Source organism: Bradyrhizobium sp. 1200_D9_N1_1, from assembly GCF_052075915.1.
Lineage (GTDB): Bacteria > Pseudomonadota > Alphaproteobacteria > Rhizobiales > Xanthobacteraceae > Bradyrhizobium > Bradyrhizobium diazoefficiens.
On the sequence record NZ_CP197226.1, the window covers coordinates 7,598,969 to 7,625,205 of the forward strand.

The 26,237-nt window shown below is 64.2% G+C and carries 26 protein-coding genes and 1 pseudogene; 5 read left to right on the plus strand and 22 right to left on the minus strand.

Annotated features, from left to right (window positions below; translation table 11 throughout):
- Nucleotides 1-128: 128 nt before the first annotated feature.
- The 4 genes from AB5K84_RS36110 to AB5K84_RS36125 form a co-directional block, all read right to left on the minus strand.
- Entirely contained in the window at nt 129-1,052 is a 924-nt protein-coding gene (locus AB5K84_RS36110) for an SMP-30/gluconolactonase/LRE family protein (protein WP_038966538.1), read from the minus strand.
- Nucleotides 1,049-1,960, minus strand: coding sequence for an amidohydrolase family protein (locus AB5K84_RS36115; RefSeq protein ID WP_236842190.1), 912 nt, complete (start codon nt 1,958-1,960; stop codon nt 1,049-1,051). Before AB5K84_RS36115 ends, AB5K84_RS36110 begins: the two co-directional genes overlap by 4 nt.
- A gap of 121 nt (nt 1,961-2,081) precedes the next feature.
- On the minus strand, nt 2,082-2,834 hold the full coding sequence (locus tag AB5K84_RS36120) for an IclR family transcriptional regulator (RefSeq protein ID WP_011085063.1): 753 nt from the start codon (nt 2,832-2,834) through the stop codon (nt 2,082-2,084).
- Nucleotides 2,835-2,996: 162 nt separating this feature from the next.
- The gene (locus tag AB5K84_RS36125; RefSeq protein WP_038966549.1) at nt 2,997-3,872 is read right to left on the minus strand and encodes a LysR family transcriptional regulator; all 876 of its coding nucleotides are present in this window, start codon (nt 3,870-3,872) and stop codon (nt 2,997-2,999) included.
- Between the two features lie 151 nt (nt 3,873-4,023).
- Here AB5K84_RS36125 and AB5K84_RS36130 point away from each other — a divergent pair, with 151 nt between their 5' ends.
- Complete coding sequence (locus AB5K84_RS36130) at nt 4,024-4,677, plus strand: hydrolase (RefSeq protein ID WP_038966548.1); 654 nt, start codon at nt 4,024-4,026, stop codon at nt 4,675-4,677.
- 121 nt (nt 4,678-4,798) lie between these two features.
- Here AB5K84_RS36130 and AB5K84_RS36135 read toward each other — a convergent pair whose 3' ends face one another.
- From AB5K84_RS36135 to AB5K84_RS36150, 4 genes are all read right to left on the minus strand, one after another.
- A complete protein-coding gene (locus AB5K84_RS36135) occupies nt 4,799-6,145 on the minus strand; it encodes a carbohydrate porin (RefSeq protein ID WP_011085060.1) in 1,347 nt (448 codons plus the stop codon).
- A 137-nt stretch (nt 6,146-6,282) separates the two neighbouring features.
- Entirely contained in the window at nt 6,283-7,341 is a 1,059-nt protein-coding gene (locus AB5K84_RS36140) for an ABC transporter permease (protein ID WP_011085059.1), read from the minus strand.
- Nucleotides 7,338-8,864 (minus strand): sugar ABC transporter ATP-binding protein, encoded by a 1,527-nt coding sequence (locus tag AB5K84_RS36145; RefSeq protein WP_011085058.1) that lies wholly within the window; start codon nt 8,862-8,864, stop codon nt 7,338-7,340. Before AB5K84_RS36145 ends, AB5K84_RS36140 begins: the two co-directional genes overlap by 4 nt.
- Nucleotides 8,865-8,925: 61 nt before the next feature.
- The gene (locus tag AB5K84_RS36150; protein WP_028174243.1) at nt 8,926-9,888 is read right to left on the minus strand and encodes a sugar-binding protein; all 963 of its coding nucleotides are present in this window, start codon (nt 9,886-9,888) and stop codon (nt 8,926-8,928) included.
- Nucleotides 9,889-10,145: 257 nt separating this feature from the next.
- On the opposite strand from AB5K84_RS36150, the gene AB5K84_RS36155 reads away from it, so the two are divergent.
- The gene (locus tag AB5K84_RS36155) at nt 10,146-11,408 is read left to right on the plus strand and encodes an ROK family protein (RefSeq protein WP_028174242.1); all 1,263 of its coding nucleotides are present in this window, start codon (nt 10,146-10,148) and stop codon (nt 11,406-11,408) included.
- Nucleotides 11,409-11,464: 56 nt separating this feature from the next.
- Here the strand turns inward: AB5K84_RS36155 and AB5K84_RS36160 are convergent, their stop codons facing one another.
- From AB5K84_RS36160 to AB5K84_RS36195, 8 genes and pseudogenes are all read right to left on the minus strand, one after another.
- Nucleotides 11,465-12,262 carry an adenylate/guanylate cyclase domain-containing protein gene (locus AB5K84_RS36160; protein WP_011085055.1) on the minus strand — a complete coding sequence of 266 codons (798 nt, stop codon included), beginning with the start codon at nt 12,260-12,262 and terminating at the stop codon, nt 11,465-11,467.
- A 179-nt stretch (nt 12,263-12,441) separates the two neighbouring features.
- Nucleotides 12,442-12,654 carry a hypothetical protein gene (locus AB5K84_RS36165; RefSeq protein ID WP_038966536.1) on the minus strand — a complete coding sequence of 71 codons (213 nt, stop codon included), beginning with the start codon at nt 12,652-12,654 and terminating at the stop codon, nt 12,442-12,444.
- Entirely contained in the window at nt 12,651-12,842 is a 192-nt protein-coding gene (locus AB5K84_RS36170; protein WP_162603446.1) for a hypothetical protein, read from the minus strand. Before AB5K84_RS36170 ends, AB5K84_RS36165 begins: the two co-directional genes overlap by 4 nt.
- 78 nt (nt 12,843-12,920) lie before the next feature.
- The gene (locus AB5K84_RS36175; RefSeq protein ID WP_038966535.1) at nt 12,921-13,133 is read right to left on the minus strand and encodes a hypothetical protein; all 213 of its coding nucleotides are present in this window, start codon (nt 13,131-13,133) and stop codon (nt 12,921-12,923) included.
- A gap of 716 nt (nt 13,134-13,849) precedes the next feature.
- Entirely contained in the window at nt 13,850-15,043 is a 1,194-nt protein-coding gene (locus AB5K84_RS36180; protein ID WP_038966534.1) for an adenylate/guanylate cyclase domain-containing protein, read from the minus strand.
- A 109-nt stretch (nt 15,044-15,152) separates the two neighbouring features.
- Nucleotides 15,153-15,737: a HutD/Ves family protein gene (locus AB5K84_RS36185; RefSeq protein WP_038966533.1), complete on the minus strand. Its 585-nt coding sequence runs from the start codon at nt 15,735-15,737 to the stop codon at nt 15,153-15,155.
- Between the two features lie 100 nt (nt 15,738-15,837).
- Nucleotides 15,838-17,038: pseudogene (locus tag AB5K84_RS36190) on the minus strand (ABC transporter substrate-binding protein).
- 38 nt (nt 17,039-17,076) lie between these two features.
- Complete coding sequence (locus tag AB5K84_RS36195) at nt 17,077-18,018, minus strand: alpha/beta fold hydrolase (RefSeq protein ID WP_051000311.1); 942 nt, start codon at nt 18,016-18,018, stop codon at nt 17,077-17,079.
- Nucleotides 18,019-18,118: 100 nt separating this feature from the next.
- Here AB5K84_RS36195 and AB5K84_RS36200 point away from each other — a divergent pair, with 100 nt between their 5' ends.
- Nucleotides 18,119-18,643, plus strand: a complete 525-nt coding sequence (locus tag AB5K84_RS36200) for a MarR family winged helix-turn-helix transcriptional regulator (protein WP_236842189.1) — start codon at nt 18,119-18,121, stop codon at nt 18,641-18,643.
- A gap of 31 nt (nt 18,644-18,674) precedes the next feature.
- On the opposite strand, the gene AB5K84_RS36205 is transcribed toward AB5K84_RS36200, so the two are convergent.
- From AB5K84_RS36205 to AB5K84_RS36230, 6 genes are all read right to left on the minus strand, one after another.
- Complete coding sequence (locus tag AB5K84_RS36205) at nt 18,675-19,829, minus strand: ABC transporter substrate-binding protein (protein ID WP_038966531.1); 1,155 nt, start codon at nt 19,827-19,829, stop codon at nt 18,675-18,677.
- Nucleotides 19,830-19,858: 29 nt separating this feature from the next.
- The gene (locus AB5K84_RS36210) at nt 19,859-20,707 is read right to left on the minus strand and encodes an amidohydrolase family protein (protein ID WP_011085046.1); all 849 of its coding nucleotides are present in this window, start codon (nt 20,705-20,707) and stop codon (nt 19,859-19,861) included.
- Nucleotides 20,708-20,728: 21 nt separating this feature from the next.
- Entirely contained in the window at nt 20,729-21,568 is an 840-nt protein-coding gene (locus AB5K84_RS36215; protein WP_011085045.1) for a shikimate dehydrogenase, read from the minus strand.
- 305 nt (nt 21,569-21,873) lie between these two features.
- Nucleotides 21,874-22,719 carry an SDR family NAD(P)-dependent oxidoreductase gene (locus AB5K84_RS36220; RefSeq protein WP_038966527.1) on the minus strand — a complete coding sequence of 282 codons (846 nt, stop codon included), beginning with the start codon at nt 22,717-22,719 and terminating at the stop codon, nt 21,874-21,876.
- A 1-nt stretch (nt 22,720) separates the two neighbouring features.
- Nucleotides 22,721-23,281 carry a carboxymuconolactone decarboxylase family protein gene (locus AB5K84_RS36225; protein ID WP_038966526.1) on the minus strand — a complete coding sequence of 187 codons (561 nt, stop codon included), beginning with the start codon at nt 23,279-23,281 and terminating at the stop codon, nt 22,721-22,723.
- Nucleotides 23,259-23,954: a TetR/AcrR family transcriptional regulator gene (locus AB5K84_RS36230; RefSeq protein WP_011085042.1), complete on the minus strand. Its 696-nt coding sequence runs from the start codon at nt 23,952-23,954 to the stop codon at nt 23,259-23,261. Before AB5K84_RS36230 ends, AB5K84_RS36225 begins: the two co-directional genes overlap by 23 nt.
- A 167-nt stretch (nt 23,955-24,121) precedes the next feature.
- Between AB5K84_RS36230 and AB5K84_RS36235 the strand changes: the two genes are divergently transcribed.
- Together AB5K84_RS36235 and AB5K84_RS36240 are read left to right on the plus strand one after the other, a co-directional pair.
- Nucleotides 24,122-25,333, plus strand: coding sequence for an ABC transporter substrate-binding protein (locus tag AB5K84_RS36235; protein ID WP_011085041.1), 1,212 nt, complete (start codon nt 24,122-24,124; stop codon nt 25,331-25,333).
- Nucleotides 25,334-25,336: 3 nt separating this feature from the next.
- Nucleotides 25,337-26,230, plus strand: coding sequence for an MBL fold metallo-hydrolase (locus AB5K84_RS36240; RefSeq protein ID WP_011085040.1), 894 nt, complete (start codon nt 25,337-25,339; stop codon nt 26,228-26,230).
- Nucleotides 26,231-26,237: the final 7 nt, after the last annotated feature.

The following is a 26,237-nucleotide window of genomic DNA, read 5'->3' on the forward strand; positions in this document are numbered from 1 at the left end:
GAAAAGTGGAGTGCTGGCCGCCGGTTACGATGTCCGGGAGGCCTGGAGAGAGACTGGCTGCCGCGCGTTTGCGATATGCGGCCACCTGCTCCGATGCATACCGAACTGATCGCGAGCCGGGCGCTGACCTAGTCGGTGTGCGAGAACAGCGGCATGCCCGGCGTTTCGAGTTCGGCGCGGAGCAGTGTTCCCGTGCGGCTCTCGGTAATGAAAAGGCTCTTTCGTTCCGGTCCACCGAACGCAAGATTGGTCGTGCCCACGCCCGCGCAGGAAACGATGCGGTCGAGCGGCTCGGCCAGGGGTGACAGCCGCCACACGGAGCCGAAGCCGGTGTGACAGACCAGCAGGTTGCCGCCGCTGTCCAGCGCCAAGCCGTCGGGGCCGCCGGGACCGCCGTGCAGGTGCGAGAATATGCCGACCTTCGTCGTCAGGCCGCTGGCCGGCAGTGGCACGCGCCAGACCTGGTTGGCCCGTGTCACGGCCACCAGCAGAAAGCTCTCCTCGTGGTCGACGACGATGCCGTTCGGACTCGGGATCGTGTTGATCAGGCAAGTGAGCCGGCCATCGGGCGTGAGCTTCCAGACCCGGCCCGTGGGATCGTGCATCCCGGTCTGGCCCTGATCGGTGAAGTAAAGATCACCCGACGGCGCGAAGATGAGATCGTTCACGCCCTTGAAGCTCTCGCTTGCCGCCGTCTCCAGAAACGGCGTTACGCTGCCGCTGGCCGGGTCCAGCAGCATGATCCCGCGCTTGTAGTCGGTGATGAACATGCGGCCGTCGCGGTGAATCTTCAGCCCGTTCGGCCACCCGTCATACTCGGTCACGAGCTCCCACGCGCCTTCCGCACTGACACGGAAGATGCGTCCATACGGAATATCGGTGACATACAGGCGGCCCTGCCGATCGAAGGATGGCCCTTCAAGGAAGGAGTCGATCTCACGTCCGCCCTGATTGGCGTCCGCCCAGGCGGTGCGGCGTGGCTTGCGGAACTGGTCCGGAAGCCGTGTGAAGATGCTGGTTTCGATCCGACGCGGTGGGCCGAAGAACGTCATGGCACGACCTTGGGAAAACCGTAGAGTTCGGCAGGGTTGTCGACGAGGACGCGCTTGAACACGGCCTCGCCTCCCGCCCATACGGCGAAAAGATCGAGCAGGTGCGCATCATCAGGCTTGCGTTCCTTCTCGGAAGGGTGCGGCCAGTCGCTGCCCCAGACCATTCGCTCGGGCGCCGCCTTGACATAGGCCGCCGCGACGGCTCCTGCGTCAGCGTAGTCCGGCGCACCCTGCTTGCTCGACACATAGGGACCCGACAGCTTCACCCAGGTCTTGCCGCGATCGAGCAAGCCGCGGATGATCTTGTAAGGCGTGCTCTCCAGGCCAGCCGGCTGCGGTATCTGGGCCAAATGGTCAAGGACGAGGCCCCCGGGCAAAGACGCCAGAAGGTCCGCATTGTCCTCAATCTGCTTGGGACGCATGTTGATCTGGCAGTGCCAACCGAGATTGGCCAGTCTCGGCGCGAGCGACTTGAGAGAGTCCACCGTCAACGCTCCCGGAAAACCGAGATTGAAGCGGACACCGCGGACACCCTGCTCGTCGAGCCGTCGCAGATCGGTATCCGATATGTCCTCGGGCACAACGGCGACCACGCGAAAGTTCTCCGGCCCAAGCGCCTGTCGTGACGCAATCTGCAGCCGGTTGTCCGTACCGTAAGTCGAGGGCTGGATGATGACGCCCCGCGTTGTGCCGATCCGGCGCTGCAGGGCGCGATAATCTTCGGGCAAGGCGTCCTCGGGCAGCAGCGTCGCGCCCTTCATGACCGGATAGCTCTTGTCATAGGTGTGGAAATGGCAATCGGTCGCGCCCGGCGGCGGAACGAAGCGCGGCTTCTCCGAGCCGCTCGACCAGCGCACCTCCTGCGCTGTCGCAAACCGGGGAAGCGCGGATGCAGTGAGTCCGGCCAAGACCGTCCTCCGCGTGAGCGAAGCTGAAGCCACGACGTTCGTCCTCCCCATACTTTGTTATGGCGAGCCTTATAAGTCGCGTCGATCGACCGGGCAAGAAAAAATGAAACGTCGTTGCGTTTTACGCAGACACGCTGGCCGCCCGTTTGCGGGTGCTCTTTCCGGCTCCAGATGGCGGGGTTCCCCCGCATGCCAAAGTGAGCCTGTTTGCAGCCTCGACCAGCGCCCCCTTGATTTGCTCTGCGCGCGCCGCCGTCAGCCGACTGACCGGCCCGGAGATAGCCAGCGCCCCGACCAGGGAGTCGCCGATGCCGAATACGGGCATGGCGAGAGCGGCCGCATGAGGATCCGTGATGCCGGAGGTGAACAGCGGCAATTCGTCATCCGCCCCAGGTGGCCCGGACTCGTAGCGGCGGAGCGTTTGGGCAATGGCGGACTTGTCCATGGGACGGGTGTCGCCCGGCTGCACGGTCATCCGGATCCGATTGGTGGTCTCCACCCTGAAAAGACACAGCCTCTCCTCGCCGTTTCGAACATAGAAGGACGTCGTCTCGCCGGTTTTCGCCGCGAGCTGCTCAAGCACGGGCATGACATGATCGGACAGACGAAACGCCTGCTGATAGGCTGTCCCCAGACGCAAGGTCTCCGCATCGAGCCGATAAGAACCGTCCGGCAGGCGCGCGAGCAGCCGGTAACGTTGCAGCGATAGAGCTAGCCGCAGGATCGTACTCTTCACCAGACCGGTCCGCTCGGCCAACTCAGCCAGGCTCAAGGCGCCGTCGCCCCGGCGAAATGCCGTCAATACCGCTAACGCCCGTTCGGCTGCCGATACGCCTTTGAGTGCAGGCGGCTTCTTCTCGGTCTGCTTTGCCATGTCCAATCCTCGTCGCTGCCATTTCCTACGGCATTCTCGCCGCGGGTAGAAGGGCTACGATGGCCTGCAGGACTATTGCGGGATATCGAGAGATCGCGTTCCGAGCTGGGCTGCTCTGCGTGAGGTCCGCGGGTCGTTTTGCCGTGAAGGCGAAGCTGATCGTTATCCCGAGACCGGATTGCAATGCTCGATCAGCAATTCCGTGAGGACCCGGATCTTCCGCGCGGGATGCTGGCCTGGCGGGCGGATGACATAGGCACCCGCCGGAGGTGGTGGATGACGGGTCATGACGGAAACAAGCGCACCCGATGCCAGCAATTCATTGGTGAGGAAATCGGGGAGGTAGGCAATCCCGAGCCCTGCTGCTGCGGCGGCCGCCAGAGCAGTGCCGTTGTCAGCCTTGAAGCGACCCTGTGGACGAACCGTGATGATCTTGTCGCCGTCCATGAGCTGCCAAGTTTCGGTGCCCTGCATGAGCGCTTGATGGGCGACGAGTTCCTCGGGTGTCTCAGGCGACCCGTGCTCTTTGACGTAGCCAGGACTCGCAACGAACTTGCCGTAGATCGGTCCGACGCGCTTGGCGATCAAATTGGAGTCTTGAAGATAGCCAATCCGAATCGCGCAGTCATAACCTCCTGCGATGAGATCGACGAATTGGTCACTGTAGCAGGTGTGGATTTGGAGCTGAGGGTGTCGTCGCGCCATTTCCGCCATCATGGGGGCGAAGTAGTTCGAGCCGAAGGACAGCGGCACAGCAACTCGCAAGCGTCCACGAAGCTCGCCGGCAGGCAGGATCGTCTCTTTGGCTACGTCGATCTCGGTGCAGACTCTGGCAGCATAGTCTCGGAACGTCACCCCAGCTTCCGTTAGAGCGGCGCCGCGGGTGGTTCGTGCAAGAAGCTGGACACCAAGTTCCGATTCAAGCCGCAAGAGCCGTCGGCTGACGATTGACTTGGAGACGCCGAGCCGGAGCGCAGCAGGCGAAACTCCGCCAGCATCAGCAACTTCTACGAATGTCCGCAGCTCCTCGATGTCCACTTTGGCGTTCCTCATTTCGCGACACAGCTTGCCTCAAAACGGTACTACCGCATCGAACGCGGGAACGGCAATAAGCCCTGCAGGTGGCCCGCCTTTGGCGAGCATCTCCCTAAAACCGATGCCGCATTGAACGGCAACAAAGGATGTCATGATGAAACTTCGTAACGGCCTTGCTTCGCTTCTTCGTCCCGAAGACTCAGTGCTCGTCCTGATCGACCACCAGCCCTACCAGCTTGCGAACGTGAACAGCCACGAACCGCAGATGGTGATCAACAACACGGCAGCTCTCGCGAAGGCGGCAAAGGCCTTCGGTGTCCCCACGATCCTGACGAGCGTGATTGCCGAGCGGGGTGGCCTGCTCTTCCCCCAGATCACCGAAGTGTTCCCCGGACAGGAGGTGATCGACCGGACGTTCATCAACACCTGGCAGGATAAGAAGGTGGTGGACGCGGTCAAGGCCACGAGCCGCAAGCAGCTGATCATCGCCGGTCTGTGGACCGAGATATGCGTCGCGATGCCGACGATCCAGGCCCTCGGCGAAGGCTGGGACGTCACTGTGGTCACAGATGCGTCCGGCGCCGTTTCGGTCGAGGCCCACGAGGTCGCCATCCAGCGCATGATTACGGCTGGCGCCAACATGATGACTTGGCTGGCTGTGGCGGCCGAATGGCAGCGCGACTGGGCCAGGGCCGATCAAGCCGTCAAGCTGACGGAGGTGATCCTGCAGCATGCCGGCGGGAGCGGCATCGCGTTCCTGTGGGAGCAGCAGCTGCTCAACACTCCGGTACCGAAACGCGCGGGCTGAGCTGAACCGGGTGATGAGGATCCTCGATCTGGAACGGTGACTTCCGGGCATGCCCCGATGGGGGCATGCACCTCTCACTGCCGGCTCGCTCGATGTCCTGATCCGGGCAGGTTGCCGTGAATCAGAAGTGGACCTCGGTGCGCATACCAAGAACCACGGCATTGTCCGTCTTCACGCCCACGGCGTTATACCCACGCCCGCCGGGATTGATCACATACTGCGCGTCGAACTTGAGGTTCAGCCAGCCGGTCGCCTGCCATCCGTACCAGACTTCGATCGGAACTTCGTTGCCGCCGGCGTTGGGGCTGAGGGCAGCCGAGTTCACGTGGGTCGTGCCCACCGCGAAGCCGACTTCGTCCTGGGGACGCCAGCTAAACGTTCCGGTATGCCGGAAGCCCAGGGCGATCTGGTAGTCCTGATACGACGTCCGGTGATCGGCAACGGTCGTGTTGAGGAAAGTGTACCAGCCCTGCGCGCCCGGACCGTCGACGGTCAAGCGTTGAAGGATGGACTCGTAGACGCCGTAGCGCCCGCGTTGATCCCCGAGATTTTGATCCGGGACGCCTCCAATGCCGGGGATGGTTGAGATGACCCCGGGAAGGCCACCATCAATGGTCGATGCGCTGTCATACCAGCCGCCCAATCTCCAGGTCCCGTTCAGCGGCCCCGACGGCGCCCAGACCAACTCCACCGGCACCATCACGCCGCTGGCGCGGCTTGAGGCGGGGATGCCCGGCAGGAAGTAGATGGCAGGGTCTGACGTCGTCAGATAATTCGGATTGGCATCGTAGACGCCGACCGAAATCGTGAATTCCGGCGCCAGCTTGTAATGGACAACACCGGCCCATTGGCTCACCGGCCAGTTGTAGATGTAGCCACCCTGGATGTTGCCGGGCTGGCCGCCGCAGAAGGTCAGGTTGATGAACTCGCACAGGCCGAAGAAGAAGTCGGAGCCGACCGGAAGACGGCCGCCCTTGAGTTCGAGGCGGTCATCGAAAAGCTTCTGCGAGTAGTAGAGTTGTGTCAGGCGCAGAATATTGCCGCGGCCAAACACCTCGTTGGTCAGCTGCAAGGCGGGAATGTCCGCTTCGGTGTTCAGATTCTTGCCGAAGCGGTCGACCAGCGTCAGACCGACCGTGCCGCCGGGGATGCCCGCGAGCTTCCCCATATCGAGCTTCGCGCCGAACCACAGCTGACCGGCGTTGGCTGCGGTGTTCCTGCTTCCACCCGTGACGTTGCCGACAGATTCGTTACCCAGCGTCAGGCCCAGCTCGATGCCCTGCTCCTTCAGCTTCGTCCTGCCGAGATCGCCGAATAGATACGGTCTCGTCCAGAAATCGTCGGCAGCATAAGGAACAGGTGCAGCTTTCGTCGAAAAATCGGCCGCATGCACCGCGCCGCCCAGCAGCGACGAGAAAGCAATCCCCACACTGCACACTCGTGCGGTGTTTACAAACCTGCGCAACATCTTACTCGTCCTCCCGCCGTCTCAGGCTTTGCTTGTTTTGCCTCACGTTCCGGCCCAAAGCCCTCGAGCCAGGAACGCACTCCCTCCCCCAGCGGCCGCCGACGAAGCGGCCTTGTGTCAACTGGAGCGTGGATTCGTCATGCTTGATCACTCGTTCTCACCGGCAAGGCATCCGCGGCGCGCGGTGACGCGCCTTGTCCTTGCAACGGTGTCGATTTCGGCGCCGTGCGAGCGAGGCCCGCGAGGGCCTGCCTGCGCCGCCGGCGCGCCTGCAATTGCTGATCCGCCAGCACGCCGATCAGAATCACGGTCCCCATCACCGCGAAGTTCAAGGAATTGGGGATGCCCAGGATATTCACGAGGTTCTGCAGCACCTGTAGCAGCGCAGTCCCCAGCACGATACCGAGAATGGAGCCCTCGCCGCCGCGCAGGCTGCACCCGCCCAGGACGGCAGCTGCGATCGCGTAGAGCTCATAGAAATTGCCGAAGGAGCTCGGAGACACCGAGTTCGTGTAGAACACGAACAGGACTGTTGAAACGCCGGCCAGCCCACCGCTGATGATATAGGCGGTTGCGATCACGAGATTCGTGTTGATGCCCGAGAAGCGCGCCGCTTCCTCGTTCTTGCCGACGGCATAAAGCCAGCGCCCGTAGACCGAGCGATGCAGCAGCACGCCGAGGACGAGCGCAAGGACGATCAAAAGGATGAAGGTGTTCGGGATGCCCGCCAAGTTGCCGGAGGCAATGTTGCTCAGTGTCCCGGCCTCGTCGCCGTAGCCGAAGCCGCGCGTCGAGTCGCTCGTATAGTAGCGCGCGGCGCCGCGATAGATCAGCAACCCGCACAGCGTCACGATGAAGGGCTGCATCTTCAGCCGGGTGACGAGAAGACCCTGAATGGCGCCCAGCACGAGCCCGCCCAGCAACACGGCCAGCAGCGCCAGCGGCCAATGAACCTGATGAGTCGTCAGAAGATCGATGAAGATGACGCCGAGCAGCGCGAACATCGAGCCGAGCGAAAGGTCGATGCCGCCGGTGATGATCACGAGCCCCTCGCCCAGCGCAAACACACCGAACAGGCCAATCAGATTGGCCATGTTCAGCAGGTTCACCAGCGACAGGAAGGCCGGATTGATCAGGCCCGTGATGGCGGAAATCACCACGAGCAGCAGGCCCAGGCCGAGTTCCTTCTTGATCATGGCGCCGCCGCTTCCACGGTTTCCGGCGCCTGGCCCATTGCGAGCTGCAACACGTTGTATTCGCTGAACTGCGGGCGCTCCAGCACGCCGCTGACACTCCCCTCATGCATCACCGCGATCCGGTCGGAAACGCCGATCACCTCCTCCATGTCCGAGGAGATCATCACGATCGCGACGCCGTGGTCGGCGAGCTCGCGCATCAGCGCGTAGATCTCGCTCTTGGCACCGACATCGACGCCGCGGGTCGGCTCGTCGAAGAACATCACGCGCGGCTGCATGGAGAGCCACTTGCCCAGCACGACTTTCTGCTGGTTGCCGCCGGAGAGCGTGACGGCCTCGATATCGACGCTCGGCGCCTTGATGGAGAGGCGTCTGACCTGCTCCTTCGCCACCTTGCGCTCGGCCGCGCCGCTGACCAGCCACATCCGGGCATAATTCAGCAGGCTTGCCAGCGTCACGTTCTCCCGGATCGGCAGCTCCAGCACGAGCCCGGATTTCTTGCGGTCCTCCGGCATCAGATAGATGCCTTGCCTGATCGCGTCCCGCGGCGATGCGACATCGACCGGCGCGTTGTCGATCCTGATCTCGCCACCCAGCAGCGGATCGATGCCGAAGGCCGCGCGGGCAAGCGAGGTGCGACCGGCACCCACCAGCCCCGCCAGTCCGAGGATCTCGCCATGCCGCACGGAGAGATCGATCTGCCGATCGGGAAAGGCCGATGTCACGAGGCCGAGGATGTCGCAGCCACCCGGCTGCGGCGGCCGTTTCGGCGGCGTATGCAGCGCTTTCAGGTCGCGGCCGATCATCAGCCGGATCATTGCGGCATGGCTCAACTCGTCTCGCGCCAGCTCCCCCACCGTGCGCCCGTCGCGCAGCACCACGACGCGGTCGGCGCAGGTCATGATCTCGCCGAGCCGATGCGAGATATAGATGACCGCGATGCCGTGCGCCTTCAGATCGGCAATCACCTCGAGCAGCCGCTCGGTCTCCGAAATCGTCAGGCTGGAGGTCGGCTCGTCCATGATGATCACGCGGGCGTCGATCGAAAGCGCCTTGGCGATCTCCACCATCTGGCGCTCGGCGATCGACAGATTGTCGACCAGTGTGTCAGGAGCGAAATCGGCACCCAGCCGCTCCAGCAGCGGCGTCACGCGGGCGCGCATCTCAGCATTGTCCACCAGCTTCAGCGGGCCGCCGACAAGCTTCTCGCGTCCGATGAAGACGTTCGCGGCGACGTCGAGATTCTCGAACAGGTTCAATTCCTGATGCACGAAGGCGATGCCGGCCTGCGTCGCCTCGCTCACCGTCATGCGGGCGCGGTCGACGCCGCCGATGCGGATCACGCCCTGGGTTGGCGCGATCACGCCACCCAGCACGCGCATCAGCGTCGATTTGCCGGCGCCGTTCTCGCCGATCAGGCCCAGCACCTCGCCGCGGTACACGCGCAGGCTGACATCGTCGAGGGCCATGACCCCGGGATAGGACTTGCTGATCCCGGCGAGTTCGAACAGGATTTCCGCCATTCATCTCCTCCCGCACGACGCCCGGCGGCAGTGCCAGCCGGGCGTCGAAAGGCGGTGCTACTTACTTCTTCAGCAGGGCCTTCAGATCTGCGGTGAACTCCGCGACGTTGGACTTGCTGATCACCTTGGTCGGTACGATCAGCTTGCCGCCCGCCGGGATCCAGGACTTGTCCCCGTTCAGCGTCTTGATGATGTTGGTGGCGGAGAGATAGCCGAACTCGTACGGCTGCTGCACCACCGTCGACTCGATCGTGCCGTCGGAAACGCCCCGCAGCGTGCGCTGGTCCTCGTCGAAGCCGACGATCTTCACCTTGCCGGCCTTGCCCGCCGCCTTGACCGCGTCATAGATCAGCGGTGTCTCGTAGCTCCAAAGGCCGGACAGCAGTGCGATGTCGGGATATTTGACGAGCACGTTCTCCATGTTCGCCTTGGCCTTGGCGAAGTCCACCTGGTCGGTGAACACGTCGACCAGCTCGACCTTGGTGCCGGCGATCGCTTCCTTGATGCCTTGCACCCGCTCGCGGGCGTTGTCCGCGTCCATCGTGCCGACAAACAGCGCGATCTTGCCGCCGTTCGGCAACGCCTTCTTGATCTCCTCGCCGGCCTGCCGCCCGGCCGCGACGTTGTCGGTGCCGATATAGGCGAGGCGATTGCTCTGCGGCGCGTCGCTGTCCGTCGTGATCAAGACGGTCTTGGCCGCAACCTTGTTGAGCTGTTCGGTTGCGTGCGGCGCGTCGTCCACCGAGATGGAGATGCCGGCGACACCGCGCACCAGGAGGTCGTCCAGCTCGCGCCGCTGGCCCGCCGCCGTGCCTTCGTTGGTGACGATCAATTCGATATTGTAGTCCGGGTGCTCCTTCTGCGCCTTTTCGAGCCCGCGCCCGGCGATGGTCCAGAAATCGGCCGCGACATTGGTAACCAGCGCGATGGTCTTTTTCTGCTGCGCCTGCGCCATTCCCGCGGTCATCGCGAGCGCGGCGGCCGCGAGCAGCGGCACTATCAATTTCGTCCTTGATCCGTTCATGTGCACCTCCCTTTGGTCGCCCCGCATCAGGCGACTTCACGGCGCTTTTTGCGCCTTATTTTATTCACACAGCGAAGAAATGTCGCAGAGCAAAACAGAAAAATCAGGATGCACTTGCTCACTCTTCGAGTTTAGATAGTACATGGGGTATTATAATAGTAAATATGACGCATAACGACTCCCTTTGGCTGTGCTTTTTCAACAACACTACCGAGACACGCACCTATTAAATTCACTAACAGAATTAAATGGACAGCATGGTTGACCAGATTGAGCCACCGCGACGCGTTTCCAGCCTGGCCCGCGGGTCGAACCGCGGCCGCCTCGTCGAACTCTTGCGACGCCAGGGGCCATTGCCCCGGGTGGCGCTCGCCCGGAGCACGGGACTGAGCTTCCCCGCCGTTTCCGGTCTGACGTCGAGACTGATGGCGGAAGAGTTGTTGTGCGAGACCGAGACAGCGGCAACGTCATGGTCCGACGATACCGACGACGAGGATGCGGACGGGCTGAATGGCCGCCGCCGTGGCCGGCCGGTCGTGCTGCTGACCTTGAACCCGGAGTTCGGGCGCATCATCGCGGTCTCCGTACGCATGAACCTGATTGAGACGCTGATCGCCGATTTCGGAGGCTCTGGCCTGGCGCAGTCGCGACTAGCTCTCCCGACGCGCGCTCTCGATGCAGGCGCACTGCGCGATCTGGTCATCGCGCAGATCAATGCGATGCTTGATGCGACGGCGACGCCGCGCCATCAGCTGTTGGGAATCGGGCTTGCGCTGCAGGGTATCGTGAACGCCGATACCGGCCGGACGCTGTGGAGCCCGGCGCTGTCGATCACCGACGTCGATCTGGCGACGCCGATACGTCAGGCGTTCGGGGTCGAGGTCGTGATGGCGAACGACGCCGTCGCAGTTGCGCTCGCCCTCACGGCCGCCGAACCGGCGCTGGCGGAGGGCCTCTCGGCCACGATCATGGTCGGTCACGGCATCGGGATGGGCGTTGTCGCCGATGGCGAAGCGCACTGGGGCGCCGGCAGCGAGATCGGCCATGTCAAGCTGGCGCCGGACGGTCCGCAATGCCGCTGCGGCCAGCGCGGCTGTATCGAGGCCTATCTTGCCGACTATGCGCTCTACCGCGACGCCCGCACCTTTCTCGACCTGCCGCCTGCGGACTCGCAGCAGCCGTCCGAGGCGCAGATGGCTCTGCTGCGCGAGCGGGCGCTGGGCGGCGATCCGCGCCTCGAGAACCTCTTCCAGCAGGCAGGTCGCGCGCTTGCCGAGGCGGTCGCGGCAACGATATCCGTGCTGCGCCCACACCATGTCATTCTGGCAGGGCCCGGCCTGCAGGCATTCGACATGATGCGCCTCGCCTATGAGGAGCGGCTTGAGCAGGCGGTGTTGCCATGGCTGCTCAAGTCCACGGCGATCTATCTGCGTCCAAGCGAGTCGACGGCAATTGTCGACGGCATGGTGCGGAGGACGCTGCGGGTGGTGGACCGAAACCACATGGAGGCGACCGAGTGAGCAACGGAGGTCGCTTGATCTTCAAGGCGAGGTCAGGGTTTGCGAGCCGGAGGTACCTACCCCTCCACCCGATAGAGCCGCCACCGCTCCGGCACGCCCTTGAGCTGATGCACACCGTGATCCCTGAAGCTGAACGTTGACTGCGTCTTCATCAGGTCCTTGACCGCGCTCGACACCAGAACCTCGCCGGCGCGCGCTTTGGCGGCGACGCGGGTGCCGATGTGGAAGGCGAGCCCGACCATTTCGCCGCCGCTCACCGTGTACTCGCCGGCATGCAGCCCCACCCTGACATCGAGGCCCAGCGTACGCACGGCTTCGCGGATCGCGGTCGCGCAACTGACGCCGGCCGCCGGCGCCTTGAACGTCGCGAGCACGCCGTCCCCCGTCGTCACGACTTCCTTGCCGCGCGAGGTCTTCAGCTCCTTGCGGACGGCCGCGTAATAGTGGCCCATGATCTTGGTCCAGCGCGCATCGCCCAGCTTCGCGGCCTTTGCGGTGGAGCCGACGATATCGACGATCAGGATGGTGGCGAGCGCCTGTTTGGGCTCGGCGCTTCCGCCGGCCGACCGGCGCCGGTTCGCAATGGGCCCGGTCAACGGCTCGTAGCGATGGTTCCGCCGCCGCGCGATCGCGGCCTTGGCATAGTCCTGGGCGCGCTGCACCGTGCCGCAACGAATTGTCTTCTCCTGCGGCAGACGCGTCCAGTAGACCTTTCGCCCGGCACCGGTGCCATGGACCTCCACGGCACCCCATTTCAGGAAAATCACCGGGCCAACGCGCCTGACGCACCACGCCTTCGACGTGTACCCCGATACGTTCGACCAATGGACTCCGATGCGAAGAAATTTTGGCATGAACGCGCGGCCAATCGTAGGAACGTTTGGGCTACCGAGTTCAAAGCGTAGTGGTACACCCTCGCGTTTGCAATACGATCCGGCGTGAAGCCGTCCGGCGCGCGGCGGCCGGCGCCTGGTGGCGGCTCCGCTTCTCCTGATGTGACGGACGCAATCAGCGAGCCTCGACAACTCGCACCCTACGCTCCTCTGCGAGCCTCCTGCCTGCCGATCGTGCAGCGCCACGCCGCGAGACGTTCGGCTGGATGCTGCGCCATCCATTCGGCAAGCTGCGGCGCGCCCATCAGACAGGACTGCATCGTCACGTCCGCGAAGTCCGAGGTCGTGACGATCTGCTCACGGCAGTCTGTCGGAGACGAGAGGCTGCAGAGCACGGCAATGATCTTGATCATGTCACGAGAACTCCTTCAACCTGCTCGGGTTTTGCATCGCCGCCCGGGTGGTCGACCCGCGGCCTGACAGGCTGCTTGCCGTCGGGATCGGTCGGTGGAAAGACGGCGTCACAGATGCCGCGCGCTTCCCGGATCAAACGCGCTCGTTCGCGCTCGGCCCTTGTGACCAGTCGAACAACTTCGCCCATATCGGCTCCACAGGTGGCAAAAGAGGAAACTGGCAAGCCGGCCTGGTTAAGCGACCAAACCGGCGGCGCAACCCGCCCTCACGGGTACCCTTCGTATCCAGTGCCGGTCGAACGCGCCGATGATTTCGCCGCATCGACCGTTGATGCCTTTTCGGCGCGCCGCTGATAGTCAGCGGCGAGCATCTCGAGCCGAGCCGCGACCACGGCGTCCGTCATGGTCCGGGCTGCGCGCAACAGGCTCTGCGCCGTCTCGAGATATTCCTTTCCTCGTCGCGACATCAGCATGGTCATAGGAGCCTCGCGCGGTTCTCTGAAAGCGTGTCGAAAACCAACGGAAATCGGCCCACCCAGTCGCAGTCACCCTGCCGGCGCACCGTGAAACGTGCGAGGCACCTTTTCGAGCAAAGGGGCTTTCGCCAAGAGTAGTAGCGGACCAGACCAAACCTGCCGTCGCACACGGCACAGCGCCCGGTTCGACTGCGAATATCTTCGGAACAGCTTGGCATTGGCGTCTCCTCTTGGGATCGCATCCGATGCGTCGATCACCTTTTCTGTTGCATCGAGCCAGCAGCATTGACTGTCGTCGATGCGTTCGTGCGGCACCATTGGCAGGGCCGCCAGTAAAGCCAACCTAGGCGTTCTGCGCGGAGATTTCTTTTGACAATGCGTCCGATATTGCCCATCCGCACGACTTGCGACGCGCGCAGGGAGGGCGCACCGCAGCAACCGTGCGTTCGCGCAATCGCTTGATCCTGGAATGAGGCTGACAGGAACCGGCGCATCGCTCGGACGTTGGCGCAGACCGGGTCCCACAAGACACCGGCACTTTGGCGGCTCCGGCTCTCAGCCCCCCTTGCGGAGTCGGGGTCGTCTCAAGGAGACAATGATCGATGGACGAAAGCCTGAGGGTCGTCTTTGCAATCGGCGCCACCGCGGCTGTCGTCGCAGGGGCATATCTCGCAATCCGGTTCTTCGCCGGATTCTACTAGGCCTTTCGCCCGGCGCTTTCAGCCGTGAAACGCGAACAGCTCGATCGGATCGCTGAAGCCGCGCACCTCGTACTCGCCCACCCGCTCCAGCTCGGACTTCCGCTCCACCAGCTCGGCGAAGTCGCGCGACAGCAGCACCGGTCGTCCCACCTGCTTGGTGAGCGCTTCGAGACGCGAGGCCATGTTGACGGCGGGGCCGATCACGGTGAAGTCGAGCCGGGTGGTCGAGCCGATATTGCCGTACATGACGTCGCCGACATGGACGCCGATGCCGTAGTTCAGCGGCGCGCGGCCGCTGCCGTTATTCCGCTCGTTCAGCGCGACCATGGCCGCTCGAGCCTCGGTCACGGCATGCAGCAGGTTTGCGCAGGCGTTGGGCTGGCTGAGCGGGAAGATGGCGAGGAGGCCGTCGCCGATGAATTTCAGGATCTCGCCGCCGTGCCGTGCGATCGGCTCGGACATCGCGTCGAAATAGTCGTTGAGGAGGTCGATGACGTCGTCGCGCGGCCAGTTGTCGGAGATTTTCGTGAAATCCCTGAGGTCGCAGATCATGATCGCGGCGCGAACCGTGGTGCCGGTGCCGCGCCGGGTAGCGCCGGCGAGAATCAGCTCGCCGGCGTGGGCGCCGACATAGGTCTCCAGCAGGGTCCGCGCCAGGCGGTTCTTGATGCGGATCTCGCTGACCAGCGCCAGCACCGGCAACAGCTTCTTCAGCGCAGCGATATGCGCCTCCTCGAAGCCGCCGGGCCGGTCGGTCGCGAAGGTGATGAGATGACGCTTGCCGAGGGTGTGGTAGAGCGGCCAGGCCACATAGTCGGTCAGGCCCTTCGTCCGCATCTCGTCATAGAGGGCGTGCTTGCGGCCGAGCGCCGGATCGCGTTCGAGGTTCTCGCGCACCTCGGTCGCCCCGTCGAACATTTCGTTGGCGGGACTGCCGATGAATTCGGACCGCTCGCGCACGTCATAATCGACCCGCGCGATCTCGGCCTCGCGCATGCCGTCGGACCACATGAAGCGGGCCCCCAGCCATTGCGGGTGATGGATCAGGACATGAAGCGTCGAGCGCTTCAGCGGAATGCCGGCCTGCTGGAGGCGGATGCACATCTGCGCAAAGATATTGTCGATGAAGCGCTCGTCGCGCGTGCCGTTGGTCAGCCAGTCGACGACGCCGTCGGACAGCGTCGCGGGGGGATTCTTGTCTGGTGCGCTCATATCCTGCCCCTTCGCGGCGGCTTGCATCAAGGCAGATATCGTGCGCTGGCGGGGCCGCGTCAACCTAGCCAGTTGCACGGATCGTGCGCATCAGCAACGCAGTTGCGATCTAGCCGACGAGCTGGATTGAACCCAGCACCCCCAGCCCCGAGACGAGCGCCAGCCTAGACGGCTCGGTCAGCTCGACCTTCAGCGTGCTGCCGTGGGGAACCGCAAACTCCTCGCTATTGAGACGAATGCTGCAATTGCCGAAAACCGCGTAAACCAGATGCGTGCCGGCGGACAATGGCCGATCGCCGGGCTCCCGGAGCGCCAGAAGCTCGATCTCCGCCGCACCGCGCCGGGCCATCAGGTTCACGACCTCGACCGGACCCGCCTCGAGCTCGGTCACGATCTCGAGCTCGCCGGTGAAGCGCACGGTCGTGAACGGCTCGCGCTCGTCGAATTCCCGCCCCGGTGCTTTCAGCACCAGCCCGCGCCCACCCACGACCATCTGCAAGCGGTCGATGCCGGGCATGTAGGAGAACGGACCGGGCGCGACGATCGGCGTGGACGCAAAGCGCCAGAGCAGGCTGTCCCAATCCTTCGTCGGGCTGCCCGCACGATGCGCATCCGCAATATCGGTGAAGATGCCGCCGCCGTTCTTCCAGGGCGAGCGGGTGTAGTCTTCGGATTTCAGCAGCGTGGTTTTCATGTTCTTGGGTCGTCCGGGATCGCAAAAGGGCGAGATATCACGCACGCATCATGCGCGTGGCGAACCCGCTTTGCCAACCCGTTCGACGGCCGTTTCCGATCTAGCGGCTGGAGGCCTTTACCAGCGGACATTTGCTCTCCGCGAGCGGCCAGACGGTCTTTTCAGGCGGGATCTTGCGCACGATGTCGAAGTAGTCCCAGGGATATTTCGAATCGGACGGCTTCTTGACGCGAACGAGGTACATGGTGCGCGTGACGCGGCCGTCCTCACGGATGCTTGCGTCCTCCGAGAAGACGTCCTCGACCGGTATCGTCCTCATGGTGGTCGCAACCCGGCCGGCATCGTCGGTGCCGGCGCTGGCGACGGCCTTGAGATAGTGACGCACCGCGCCGTAGACGCCGGCATGCAGCATCGACGGCATCATTCCGGTCTTCGCAAAAAACGCCTTCGACCATGCCCGTGTCGCCTCGTTCATGTCCCAGTAGGAGGCCGTCGTCAGGTAGGTGCCCTGCGCATCCCTAAGGCCGAGCGCGTGCACGTCCTGGAGGAAGAGGATCAGCGCGGCGAGGCTTTGGCCACCCTGCACCAGCCCGAACTCGCCGGCCTGCCGCATCGCGTTGACGGTGTCATTGCCGGCATTGGCGAGGCCGATGACCTTGGCGCCGGAGGATTGCGCGCTCAGCAGGAACGAGGAGAAGTCCGACGTATTGAGCGGATGGCGCGCGCTGCCCAGCACCTTGCCGCCCAAGGCCGCAATCACGCTGGTCGCGTCCTGCTGGAGCTGATGGCCGAAGGCATAGTCCGACGCCAGGATGAACCAGGTGCCGCCTCCGGCCTTGACGACCGCGGACGCGGTCCCGTGCGAGACCGCATAGGTATCGTAGGTCCAGTGGAAGCCGTAGGGCGAGCACTGCTCGTTGGTCAACGCCGTCGTCCCCGGCCCCGAATAGAGAACGATCCGCTTCTTCTCGCGTGCGAGGCTCTGGACCGCGAGCGCAACGCCGGAATTGGGCACATCGACGATCGCATCGACATCCTCGACATCGAACCAGCGCCGGGCGATCGCCGTGCCGACATCGGCCTTGTGCTGGTGATCGGCCGAGACGATCTGGATCGGCTTGCCGAGAACCGCGCCACCGATCTCGGTCACCGCCATCTCGGCGGCGACGACCGAACCTTTGCCGGTGATGTCGGCGGTCACGCTCGGTGAGGACGCCGATCTTGACGACGTCACCACTGACTTGCGCCCGTGCCGCGACGGGCTGCGCCAGCAGCAGAAGGACACACGCAATCCGTCTCATCCTTGGTATCCTCCAATGTGCCTGCAGGGCGCGGGATCTCAGCATCCGACCGTATCGAGCCAGGCCAGGATCATGGCGGCGAGATCATCGCTGTTGTCCTCGATCATCATCATGTGGCCGTTCCCCTCGATGCCGCGATCGGGAAGCCAGACGAACTCGGCGCCGAGATAGCTCGCCGTCGCCGCATCCACCTCGCGCGGATGGCGCGGGTCGCGGTCCCCGGTCACGATCATGATCGGCCTTTCCCGCAGACGCTCGGGATCAGCGATCCTGAGCCCCCGTCCGCCGATGTTGAAGCGCTCGTTCAGGATTCGTGCGCTCTCCGGCGCAAACGAGCGGCAGTAGTTTTCGAACGCGTGGTGCGGAAAGCGCGGCCCGTTGGCCCAATAGGCGGCGGCAAAGTCCGCCGTCAGCCATACCGGCGCATCCTCGCTCGAGTAAACGGGATGACCGGCGCTGGCGTCATCGCGCAGCGCGCGGATCGCTGCCGGATCGTCGGGCAGATCGCGCAGCAGATTGGCCGGTGGACCGGGGGCGATGCCGACCACGGCGCGGACCAGATCGGGACGCCGCTCGGCCATCCACCAGGCCATCGGACCGCTCGCCGAATGCACCAGCAGCACGGCCGGCCCGATCTCCTCGATCAGCGCCAGCAGCGACGTCGCCACATCCCGCGTTCCAAGCCGCGAAAAGTCCGGACCTGACGGCGAACGGCCGTGACCGGGCCAGTCCGGCACGAACACGTCCCGGCCAGCCGCAGCAAAGCGCGGCGCCCAACCCGGTCTCCGATCCGGCGTGGCGAGATAGCAGGTCCCGGTGTGACCGGCGCCATGGACCATGACAACAGGCATTTTGCGCAGGGCCGCGTGGGACGATCGCACCTGGTCGACATAGACTGGATGCTCCGGCGTTCCCGCATGGAAGCACCGGACCTCGCCGTCGCACGACAGGTCCATCACCCTCTGCCCGGCCAGCGGCATGCTCCTGCGATCCTCCACAACTATCGTCGACGGCCGTTCTTGCGGGCCTCGCAGCGATGTTAAGATCAAGCCGGATCGAAAAGCAACCAGAAAGTCTCATATGAGACCATCCCGAAAATCGACGAACGACACCACCGGGAGCCATTCACCCGAGCGAAAACCGCTCGCGGCGGTGATAGGCGGCACCGAACTCCAGATCGCCTACAGGATGGGCTACGTGCTGAACTTCTACCGCGAGCCGTCATTCCGGCGGATCGAGATGGAATTCGGCCTGACGCGGCCGGAGATCGTCACCCTGATCTTCCTGGATTTCCGAGAGGGCGTGACCGCGAGCGAGATCTGCGAATTCTCCGGCCATCTTAAGGCCAACATTAGCCGCGGAATCATCGCGCTGGAGAAGAAGAAGCTGATACGGCGTGCCGCCGACAAGACGGACAGCCGCCGCCAGCAGTTGTTCATGACGGCGGCCGGGCGGGCGCTCTACGCACAATACATCCCGGCCCTGCGCGAGCGGGAGCGCGCCATGCTCGCGTGCCTCACGCGGGCCGAGCGCAATGAATTCGAGCGCCTGCTCGACAAGCTCGCCGCGCACGTCCCGCATTGGGCTGCGCTCGACGAACTCTGAGGGCGGAGCGATCGCGCGGGCGAGGCGTCCCTCACTCGCCCTTGCCCGCCTTCAGCTTCGGCAATGTCTCGACGATCTTCTGCTTGCCGTCGACGATCTCGGCGAGGAAGCTGGCGCGGTCGATGTCGCCGTTCTGGTCCCAGCTCGCTTCCATCAGCATGCCCGGCGCCTTGTCGGGCCTCAGGGTCAGGCCTTTCATCGCGGCGCCAAAAGCCTTGCTGTCGAACTTGCCGATCTTTTCGGTGACGTATTTGACCAGATAGACCGCGGTGTAGCCCTTGATGCCGTTGTGGTCGGGCCGGTACTTGTAGCGCTCGCTGAAGTTCTTCGTGAAGTCCTCGATGGCGGGAATCGGAGCGTCGGCGGAAAGGCCGACATGGCCGCGCACGCCGTTGGCGGCGGGGCCGGCGAGCTCGACCACCTTCTGGCTCAGCAGCGTGGTCTCGCCGAACAATGGCGTCGACAAGCCCTGCCGCTTCGCCTCGATCAGGAAGCGGGCGCTCTCCTCTTCATTGGTATAGACGAAAATCGCGTGGGCCTTGGCGCTCTTCAGCTTGATGACGTCGGAGCCGAAATCGACCTGGCCCTGCTCGGTGGAGATATCGGCCGCGATCTCGATATTGCGCGCCTTCATCTCCTTCAGAAAGTTGTCGTGGCCGCCCTTGCCGAAATCATTGTTGACCCAGACCAGCGCGACCGTCTTCACCTTGAGCTTGTCGTGCAGATAGTTGGCGATCTTCGGCATCGAGAATTGCTGACCGAAGGCCGTGCGGAATATCCAGGGGTTACCTTGCGTGGTGATGTCGGCGGCCTCGGCGCCGACGATCTGCGGAATCTCGGCTGCCTGCGTCAGCGCCATGTTGACCTTGACCGAGCCTGAATAGATCGGCCCGAGCACGACATAAGGGTCCTTGTCCAAAACCTTCTGCACCTGCGCGCGCGAGATGCCGGGATTGCTCTGGGTGTCGAGATGCTCGGTCTGGATTTTCCGGCCCAGAATGCCGCCGGCATTGTTGATCTCGTCGACCGCGAGCGCGACGCCGTCGCGCCAGTTGGTGCCGGAGACGGCGCCGGGGCCGGACAGCTCGATGACGTCGGGGATGTAGACCGTGCTCTGCGCGCAGGCCGCGCTCGCCCACAGCGATGCCGCAACCGCGATGCCAACCGGCCCTGCAAAGTGCCTCATGACGTCCTCCCTCCCATTTTGCTCTGTTGTTATCTCGCTTGATCCGTCCCGCCGTCGAAGCCGAGCAGCCTTGCCGGCGTTCGCCACAACAGGCGATGCTGATCGCCGGGGTCGGGAAACAGTTGTGTCAGCACCGCGAGCAGCGGGCCGTAATCGAGCCGCTCTGGGGCGCGCAGGAACGGATAGTCCGAGCCCCAGACGCAGCGGTCGAGCGTGAAGGCCTCGACCAGCGCCGTGATGAACGGCCACGCGTCTTGATACGGATGCGGCTGCTGCGAGAATTTGTAATAGCCTGACAGCTTGACATGCGCGTCGCGCTCGCGGCCGATTGCGAGCAGCGCCTGGAAGGCCTTGCCCTGCAATCCCTGCCCAACGGAGGGCCGGCCGCAATGATCGAACACCAGACGCACATTTGATTTGTCGATCAGTGGTAACAGGTCGAGCAACTGGTCCTGCTCGACCTGGATCTGGAGGAACAGGCCGAGGCTGGTCAGCTTCTCCAGCAGTGCCGCCGCCCTGAGATAATAATCGGCACCGTGGAACGGCACGTTGAAGGCGACGCCGATCACGCCGGCCGCCTTCAGCCGTTCGAGCTCGCTGATGTCGACGTCGTTCTCGACGACGGCGACACCGCGAAAGCGGCCGCCGCCCTGCTGCAACGTATCGAGCAGGATGCGGCTGTCGCTGCCGTAGCCGGTGTTGGTGGCCACCACGAGCGCGTGCCTGATATCGAACGCGTCGAACACGCGGATGAGCTGCGCCGCGGGCGCGATCTCCTGCCCGCTCGGCCGGTACGGCGTATCGGCGGAATAGGGAAAGCGGGCGGGATCGATGGCGTGGATGTGGCAGTCGATCCTGGGGGACACCGGCAGCGTCATGGCGCAAAGCTCCCCGGCGGTTCAGAACGTCGCTTCGATGGCCTTGATCAGCTCTGGCGTCACGTCGGGCATGACACCGAACCAAGCCTTGAAGGCGAGCCTAGCCTGGTTCAGCAGCAGGCCCAGCCCGTTGACCGTGACGCAGCCGCGCGCGCGGGCTTCGGCGAGGAACGGCGTTTCCAGCGGCGTGTAGATGAGATCGGCGGTGAGCGTTTCCGGCCGCAGGCGCGACAGGTCGATCTCCAGCGCGGCCTTGCCGACCATGCCGCGATCGGTGCAGTTGACGAGCAGGGCGACATCGCCGAGCGCAGCGCCGCGGTCGTCCCACGCAATGGTGCTGACGGCGGAGCCGAAATCCCTGGCGAGCGCCTGCGCCTTCTCGGCCGTGCGGTTGGCGATGCGGATCTCGCGCGCGCCATTTTCGAGCAGCGCCACCACCACGGCGCGCGAGGCGCCGCCTGCCCCGAGCAGCAGGATCGGCCCGGCATCGCCGCGCCAGTCAGCCTTGGCGTCGCGCAGGCTCTGCACAAAACCGTTGCCGTCATTGTTGAAGCCGGAGAGCGTGCCGTCCGCCTCGACGACGATGGTGTTGACGGCGCCGATGCGCTTCGCGGTCTCGTTGACGCGGGTCAGCAGCGGCATCGCCGTCTGCTTGTGCGGCATGGTGACATTGCAGCCGCGGAACCCGAGCGCAATCAGCCCGTCAAGCGCATCCTCCAGCCGCTCCGGCTTCACCGCCAGCGGGACATAGCTGCCGCGGATGCCGTGCGCCTTCAGCCAATAATTATGAATGATGGGCGAGCGCGAATGCGCGACCGGCATGCCCATGACACCCGCCAGTCCAAATCCGTCCTGCGACATGCTGCGCTTCCATCCTCGATCGCGCCATTCGGCGCGCGACCATCTTATTTGGTCAGTTGTACAAAGTAATTAGAGGGAATGGCTAGCGCGTGCAATCTGAATCTGGGGAAGCGCCGCCGTCCTGGCGAAGGCCAAGACCTATTAGCCCAGGGAGAGGTTGTGGTGCGAAGGGGCAACTGCGAGTTCCCGTAGCCACACCCGACGGTGGTTATGGGTCCTGGCTTTCGCCGGGGCGACGCTGAAGGGGCATCGTGCTTCCAAGCACTCGTCGCGGTCGTAGCCTCGCCACGCAGTGACCGCTCCGATCACATCCCGCTCAACCCGCTATCCACCGCGAGCGTCTGCGCGGTGACATAGACGCTTTCGTCCGACAGGAAGAACAGCACCGCATAGGCGATCTCCCACGCGGTCGCCTGGCGGCCGAAGGGGACATGGCCCTTGCCGCGCGAGGGGCGGCCGGCGCCGGCTTCGCGGCCGTTGGGAGTGTCGACGAGGCCGGGATAGACGAGGTTGGCGCGGATGCCGCGGCGCGCGCCGAGATGGGCGATGTTGCGCATGAGGCCGCCGAGCGCGGCCTTGGAGGAATCGTACACCGCCATCTGCGAGCCGGCTTTCAGCGCGGCGATCGAGGAAATGAAGACGATGGCGCCGCCATCGTCGAATCTCGGCATGGCGGCGCGGCAGCACAGCATCGGACCGCGGACGTTGACGTCGTAGATCCTGTTCCACTCCTCGGGGCTGACGGCATCGAGACCGACCTTGCCGAAGGTGCCGATGTTGAGCACCATGCCGTCGAGCCCACCCATCGCGCGGTGCGCTTCGTCGATCATGCGGACGACGTCGGGCTCGGACGTGACGTCCGCCGCGATGGCGAATGCCTCGCCGCCTGCGGCGGTGATGCGCTTCACCGTCTGTTCGGCCGAGGTGCGGTTGAGATCGGCGACCGCGACCTTCGCACCCTCGCGCGCGCAAAGGATGCTCATGGCGCGGCCGTTTCCGATCGGATCGGTTAAGGCATCGAACACGCGCTGGCCGCCGCCGACGATCAGGATGCGGCGGCCGCTCAGGCGCCCCCTGCCCGGCGCTTCGCCCAGCGATTCCGCGCTCGGCGGACGGACGTAACGCTCCGGCTTGGTCTCGGTTTCCGTCATCTCAGCCGCCCTGCTTCTTACCGCCGTCATAGACCTTCATGCCCGCCGCGGGATCGAGATCGGTTTCCGTTGCCTCGGTGACGCGCGCCATCATCATGTAGAAACCGAGCGCAACGATGGATTCCACGACCTCCTGGTCGCTGAAGTGGCGGCGCATGGCGGCAAAGGTCGCCTCGGGAACGCGGACGTTCTCGACGACCTCGCGGCCGAATTTGAGCAGCGCGCGCTCAGCCTCGCTTAAGCCGGCTGCATCGTAGTCACTGCGCTCGACCGCATCGATCTGCGCTTGCGTACAGCCGACACCGAGCGCGATCGGAACATGCTGGCGCCACTCATAGGCGCCGCCTTCGAGCTGGGCGGCCTGGAGGATCAAGAGCTCGCGGTTGACGGCGCTGAGCTTCTGCTTGTGCAGGATCGAATTGCCGAGCCGCATCGCCGGGATCATGTTGGCCTCGGCATGAGCCATCATGCGAAAGATGTTGAGCTTGACCGGCATGCGGTCGAACGAGGCGCGGATGTCGCCGCTCGTCGTCTCCGGATCAATCAGGGGCAGCCTTGCCACGCGTTTCTCCCTTGGGTTTTCGTTTCTTGTTGTCGTCATTGCCTGCCGCGATCAGCGACAGGAAGAAGGCGAGGTAGCGGTCGATCGCCTCGATCACGTTCGGCCGCGACGACGGCGTCGCGCCCATCACGTAATGTTCGAGGCGGATATAGATGAGGCCCGCCGCGAACAGCCGCGCGGTCTCGCGCGGATCCGGCGTCGAGACGAGGCCCGCGAGCGCAAAGCCGCGGAAGTAATCCGTCATCAGGCTCTGCTCGCGCGTGTAAAAATGGTCGGCGAACTTGGCACGGATGCCGGGGACGCGATTTCGCTCGGCGGTGATCACCTTCTGGAACTGATGCTCGCGCGGATCGGACCATTGCTCGACGAGGTCCAAGGCAAACTGCCGGCAGAACGCGGCGGGCTGGCGCGCAAGCTGCTTGTAGCGCGGCTCCTCCAGCCGGCTCGCCGAGCTGGCAGGGCCGTGTTCGGCAACGATCGCTTCCAGGATCGCGGCCTTGCCGGCGAAATGATTGTAGAGGCTGCTCTCGCGAATGCCGACACGGCGCGCGAGCTCGCGCATCGAGGCGCCGCCATAGCCGCTCTGCGCGAACAGGTTGAGCGCTTCAGAGAGGATGCGCTCGCGGGTGGTGGGCGCAGCCGCTGCCGCCGCGCTGGAGGTGTGGACAGCCATGCGACTTGACTAACGAACGATCGTTCGCTAGTCAACCGTACGAACGATCGTTCGTTTGCCAGTCTGGCGGCTACGGTCGCGGCCCGCAAATCCGGTTGCGGGCCCTGTTCTCGCGTTTCAACTCCGCTCCCTTGAGAGGCGGAGAGCAAATCTGGGGAGACGACCTCATGGCGCGCTTTGCCCGCCTTCGCCTGGCCGCGGCCTGCATCCTGTTGCCCATGCTCGCGGCAAGCATCGCCCAGGCGCAAAGCGCAAAATACGATCCCGGCGCCGACGACAAGACCATCAAGATCGGCACCACCGCGCCGCTGAGCGGCCCGGTCTCGGCTTTCGCGCAGATCGCGAAATCCGCCGAGGCCTATTTCCGCAAGGTGAACGATGACGGCGGCGTCAACGGGCGGCGCATCCAGATGATCATCGCCGATGACGCCTACAGCCCGCCGAAGACGGTGGAGCAGACGCGGCGGCTGGTCGAGAGCGAGGAAGTGCTCTTGATCTTCGGCGGCGTCGGCACACCGACCAACAGCGCCGTGCACAAATACCTCAACGACCGCAAGGTACCGCAGCTCTTCCTGGGCTCGGGCGCCGCGAAGTGGGATGACCCGAAGAACTTTCCGTGGACCGTGGGCTGGCAGCCGACCTATCGCGACGAGGCGATCGCCTATGCCAAGTACATCAAGGCAAGCCATGCCAATGCGAAGATCGGCGTGCTCTACCAGAACGACGATCTCGGCAAGGACTATCTGAAGGCGCTGGAGGAAGGGCTCGGCGGTGGTGAGGCGATCGTGGCGCGCGCCGCTTACGAGACCACGGCGCCGACCGTGGACACGCAGATCCTGCAACTGAAGACTGCTGGCGCCGATGTGGTGCTGGTTGCGGCGACACCGAAGTTTGCGGCGCAGGCGATCCGCAAGATCGGCGAGATCGGGTGGAAGCCCGTGACCATCATCTCCAACGTCTCGGCCTCGATCAGCGGCGTGCTGGAGCCGGCCGGCAGGGACAATTCCACCGGAATCATCTCCAGCCAGTACCTGAAGGATGCGACCGACCCCGCGCTGAAGGACGATGCCGGCTACAAGGAGTGGCTCGCCTTTATGGACAAGTACCTGCCTGAAGCCAACAAGAGCGATTGGCTCAACGTCTATGGCTATACCATCGCGCAGACGCTGGTCACCGTGCTGAAGGCATCCGGCAACGACCTCACCCGCGCCAATGTGATGAAGCAGGCGACGACGCTCAAGGACGTCAAGCTGCCGATGCTGATTAACGGCACCACGGTGAACAACTCGCCGGAGCGCTATACGCCGATGACGAGCCTCCAGCTGATCCGCTTCGACGGCACGCGCTGGGTGCCGTTCGGCGAACTCCTGAAGAACTGAGCGATGCGGCAGGTCACGGTCGGCGGCATGCGGGTCGATCTCGTCAGCGAGATCGCTTCGCTTGCCTTCGACAAGAGCTGGCTGTTCGCCAACGTCACCGACGCCGTCATCGCGGAGAACCGGAGCTGGCTCGATCACCGCTATATCGAGCCGGCGACCGGCCGTTTCATCCTCAGCCATCACTCCTATCTCGTGCGCGCGCCGCGCTGGACCGCCATCGTCGATACCTGCTGCGGCAATCACAAGAAACGGCCGCGGGTCCCGGTCTGGAACGACCTCAACCAGCCTTATCTCGAAAACATGCGGGCGCTTGGCGTTGCGCCTGAAGAGGTCGACTTCGTGATGTGCACGCATCTGCATGTCGATCACGTCGGCTGGAACACGCGGCTCCTCGACGGCCGCTGGGTGCCGACCTTCCCCAACGCGCGCTATTTGATGGGACGCGAGGAGTACCGGCATTTCGAGGCCGCGCACAATGCGGCGCCGAAGAGCCCGGTGAACCACGGCTCATTCGAAGACTCCGTGCTGCCGGTGGTCGCGGCCGGCCTCGCCGAATTCGTCGAGACAGACCATCGCCTGTTCGAGGATCGCGACGCGGCCTTGCGCTTCGCGCCGGCGCCGGGCCACACCGCCGGCAACATGCAGATCCACCTCAACGGCGGCCACGATCACGCCGTCATGTCGGGCGACGTCATCCATCACCCGATCCAGTGCGCCGCACCGTGGCTGTCCAATGCCGCCGATGTCGATCCGGCCGCGGCGGTCGCGACGCGGATGGCGCTGCTGGAAGAGCTCGCGGATACGCCGAGCTATCTGCTCACCGGCCATTTTCCCGCGCCGACCGCCGGACGCGTGATCCGGCATGGCGACACTTACAGATTTCGTTTCGAGGATTAGGGGAAGC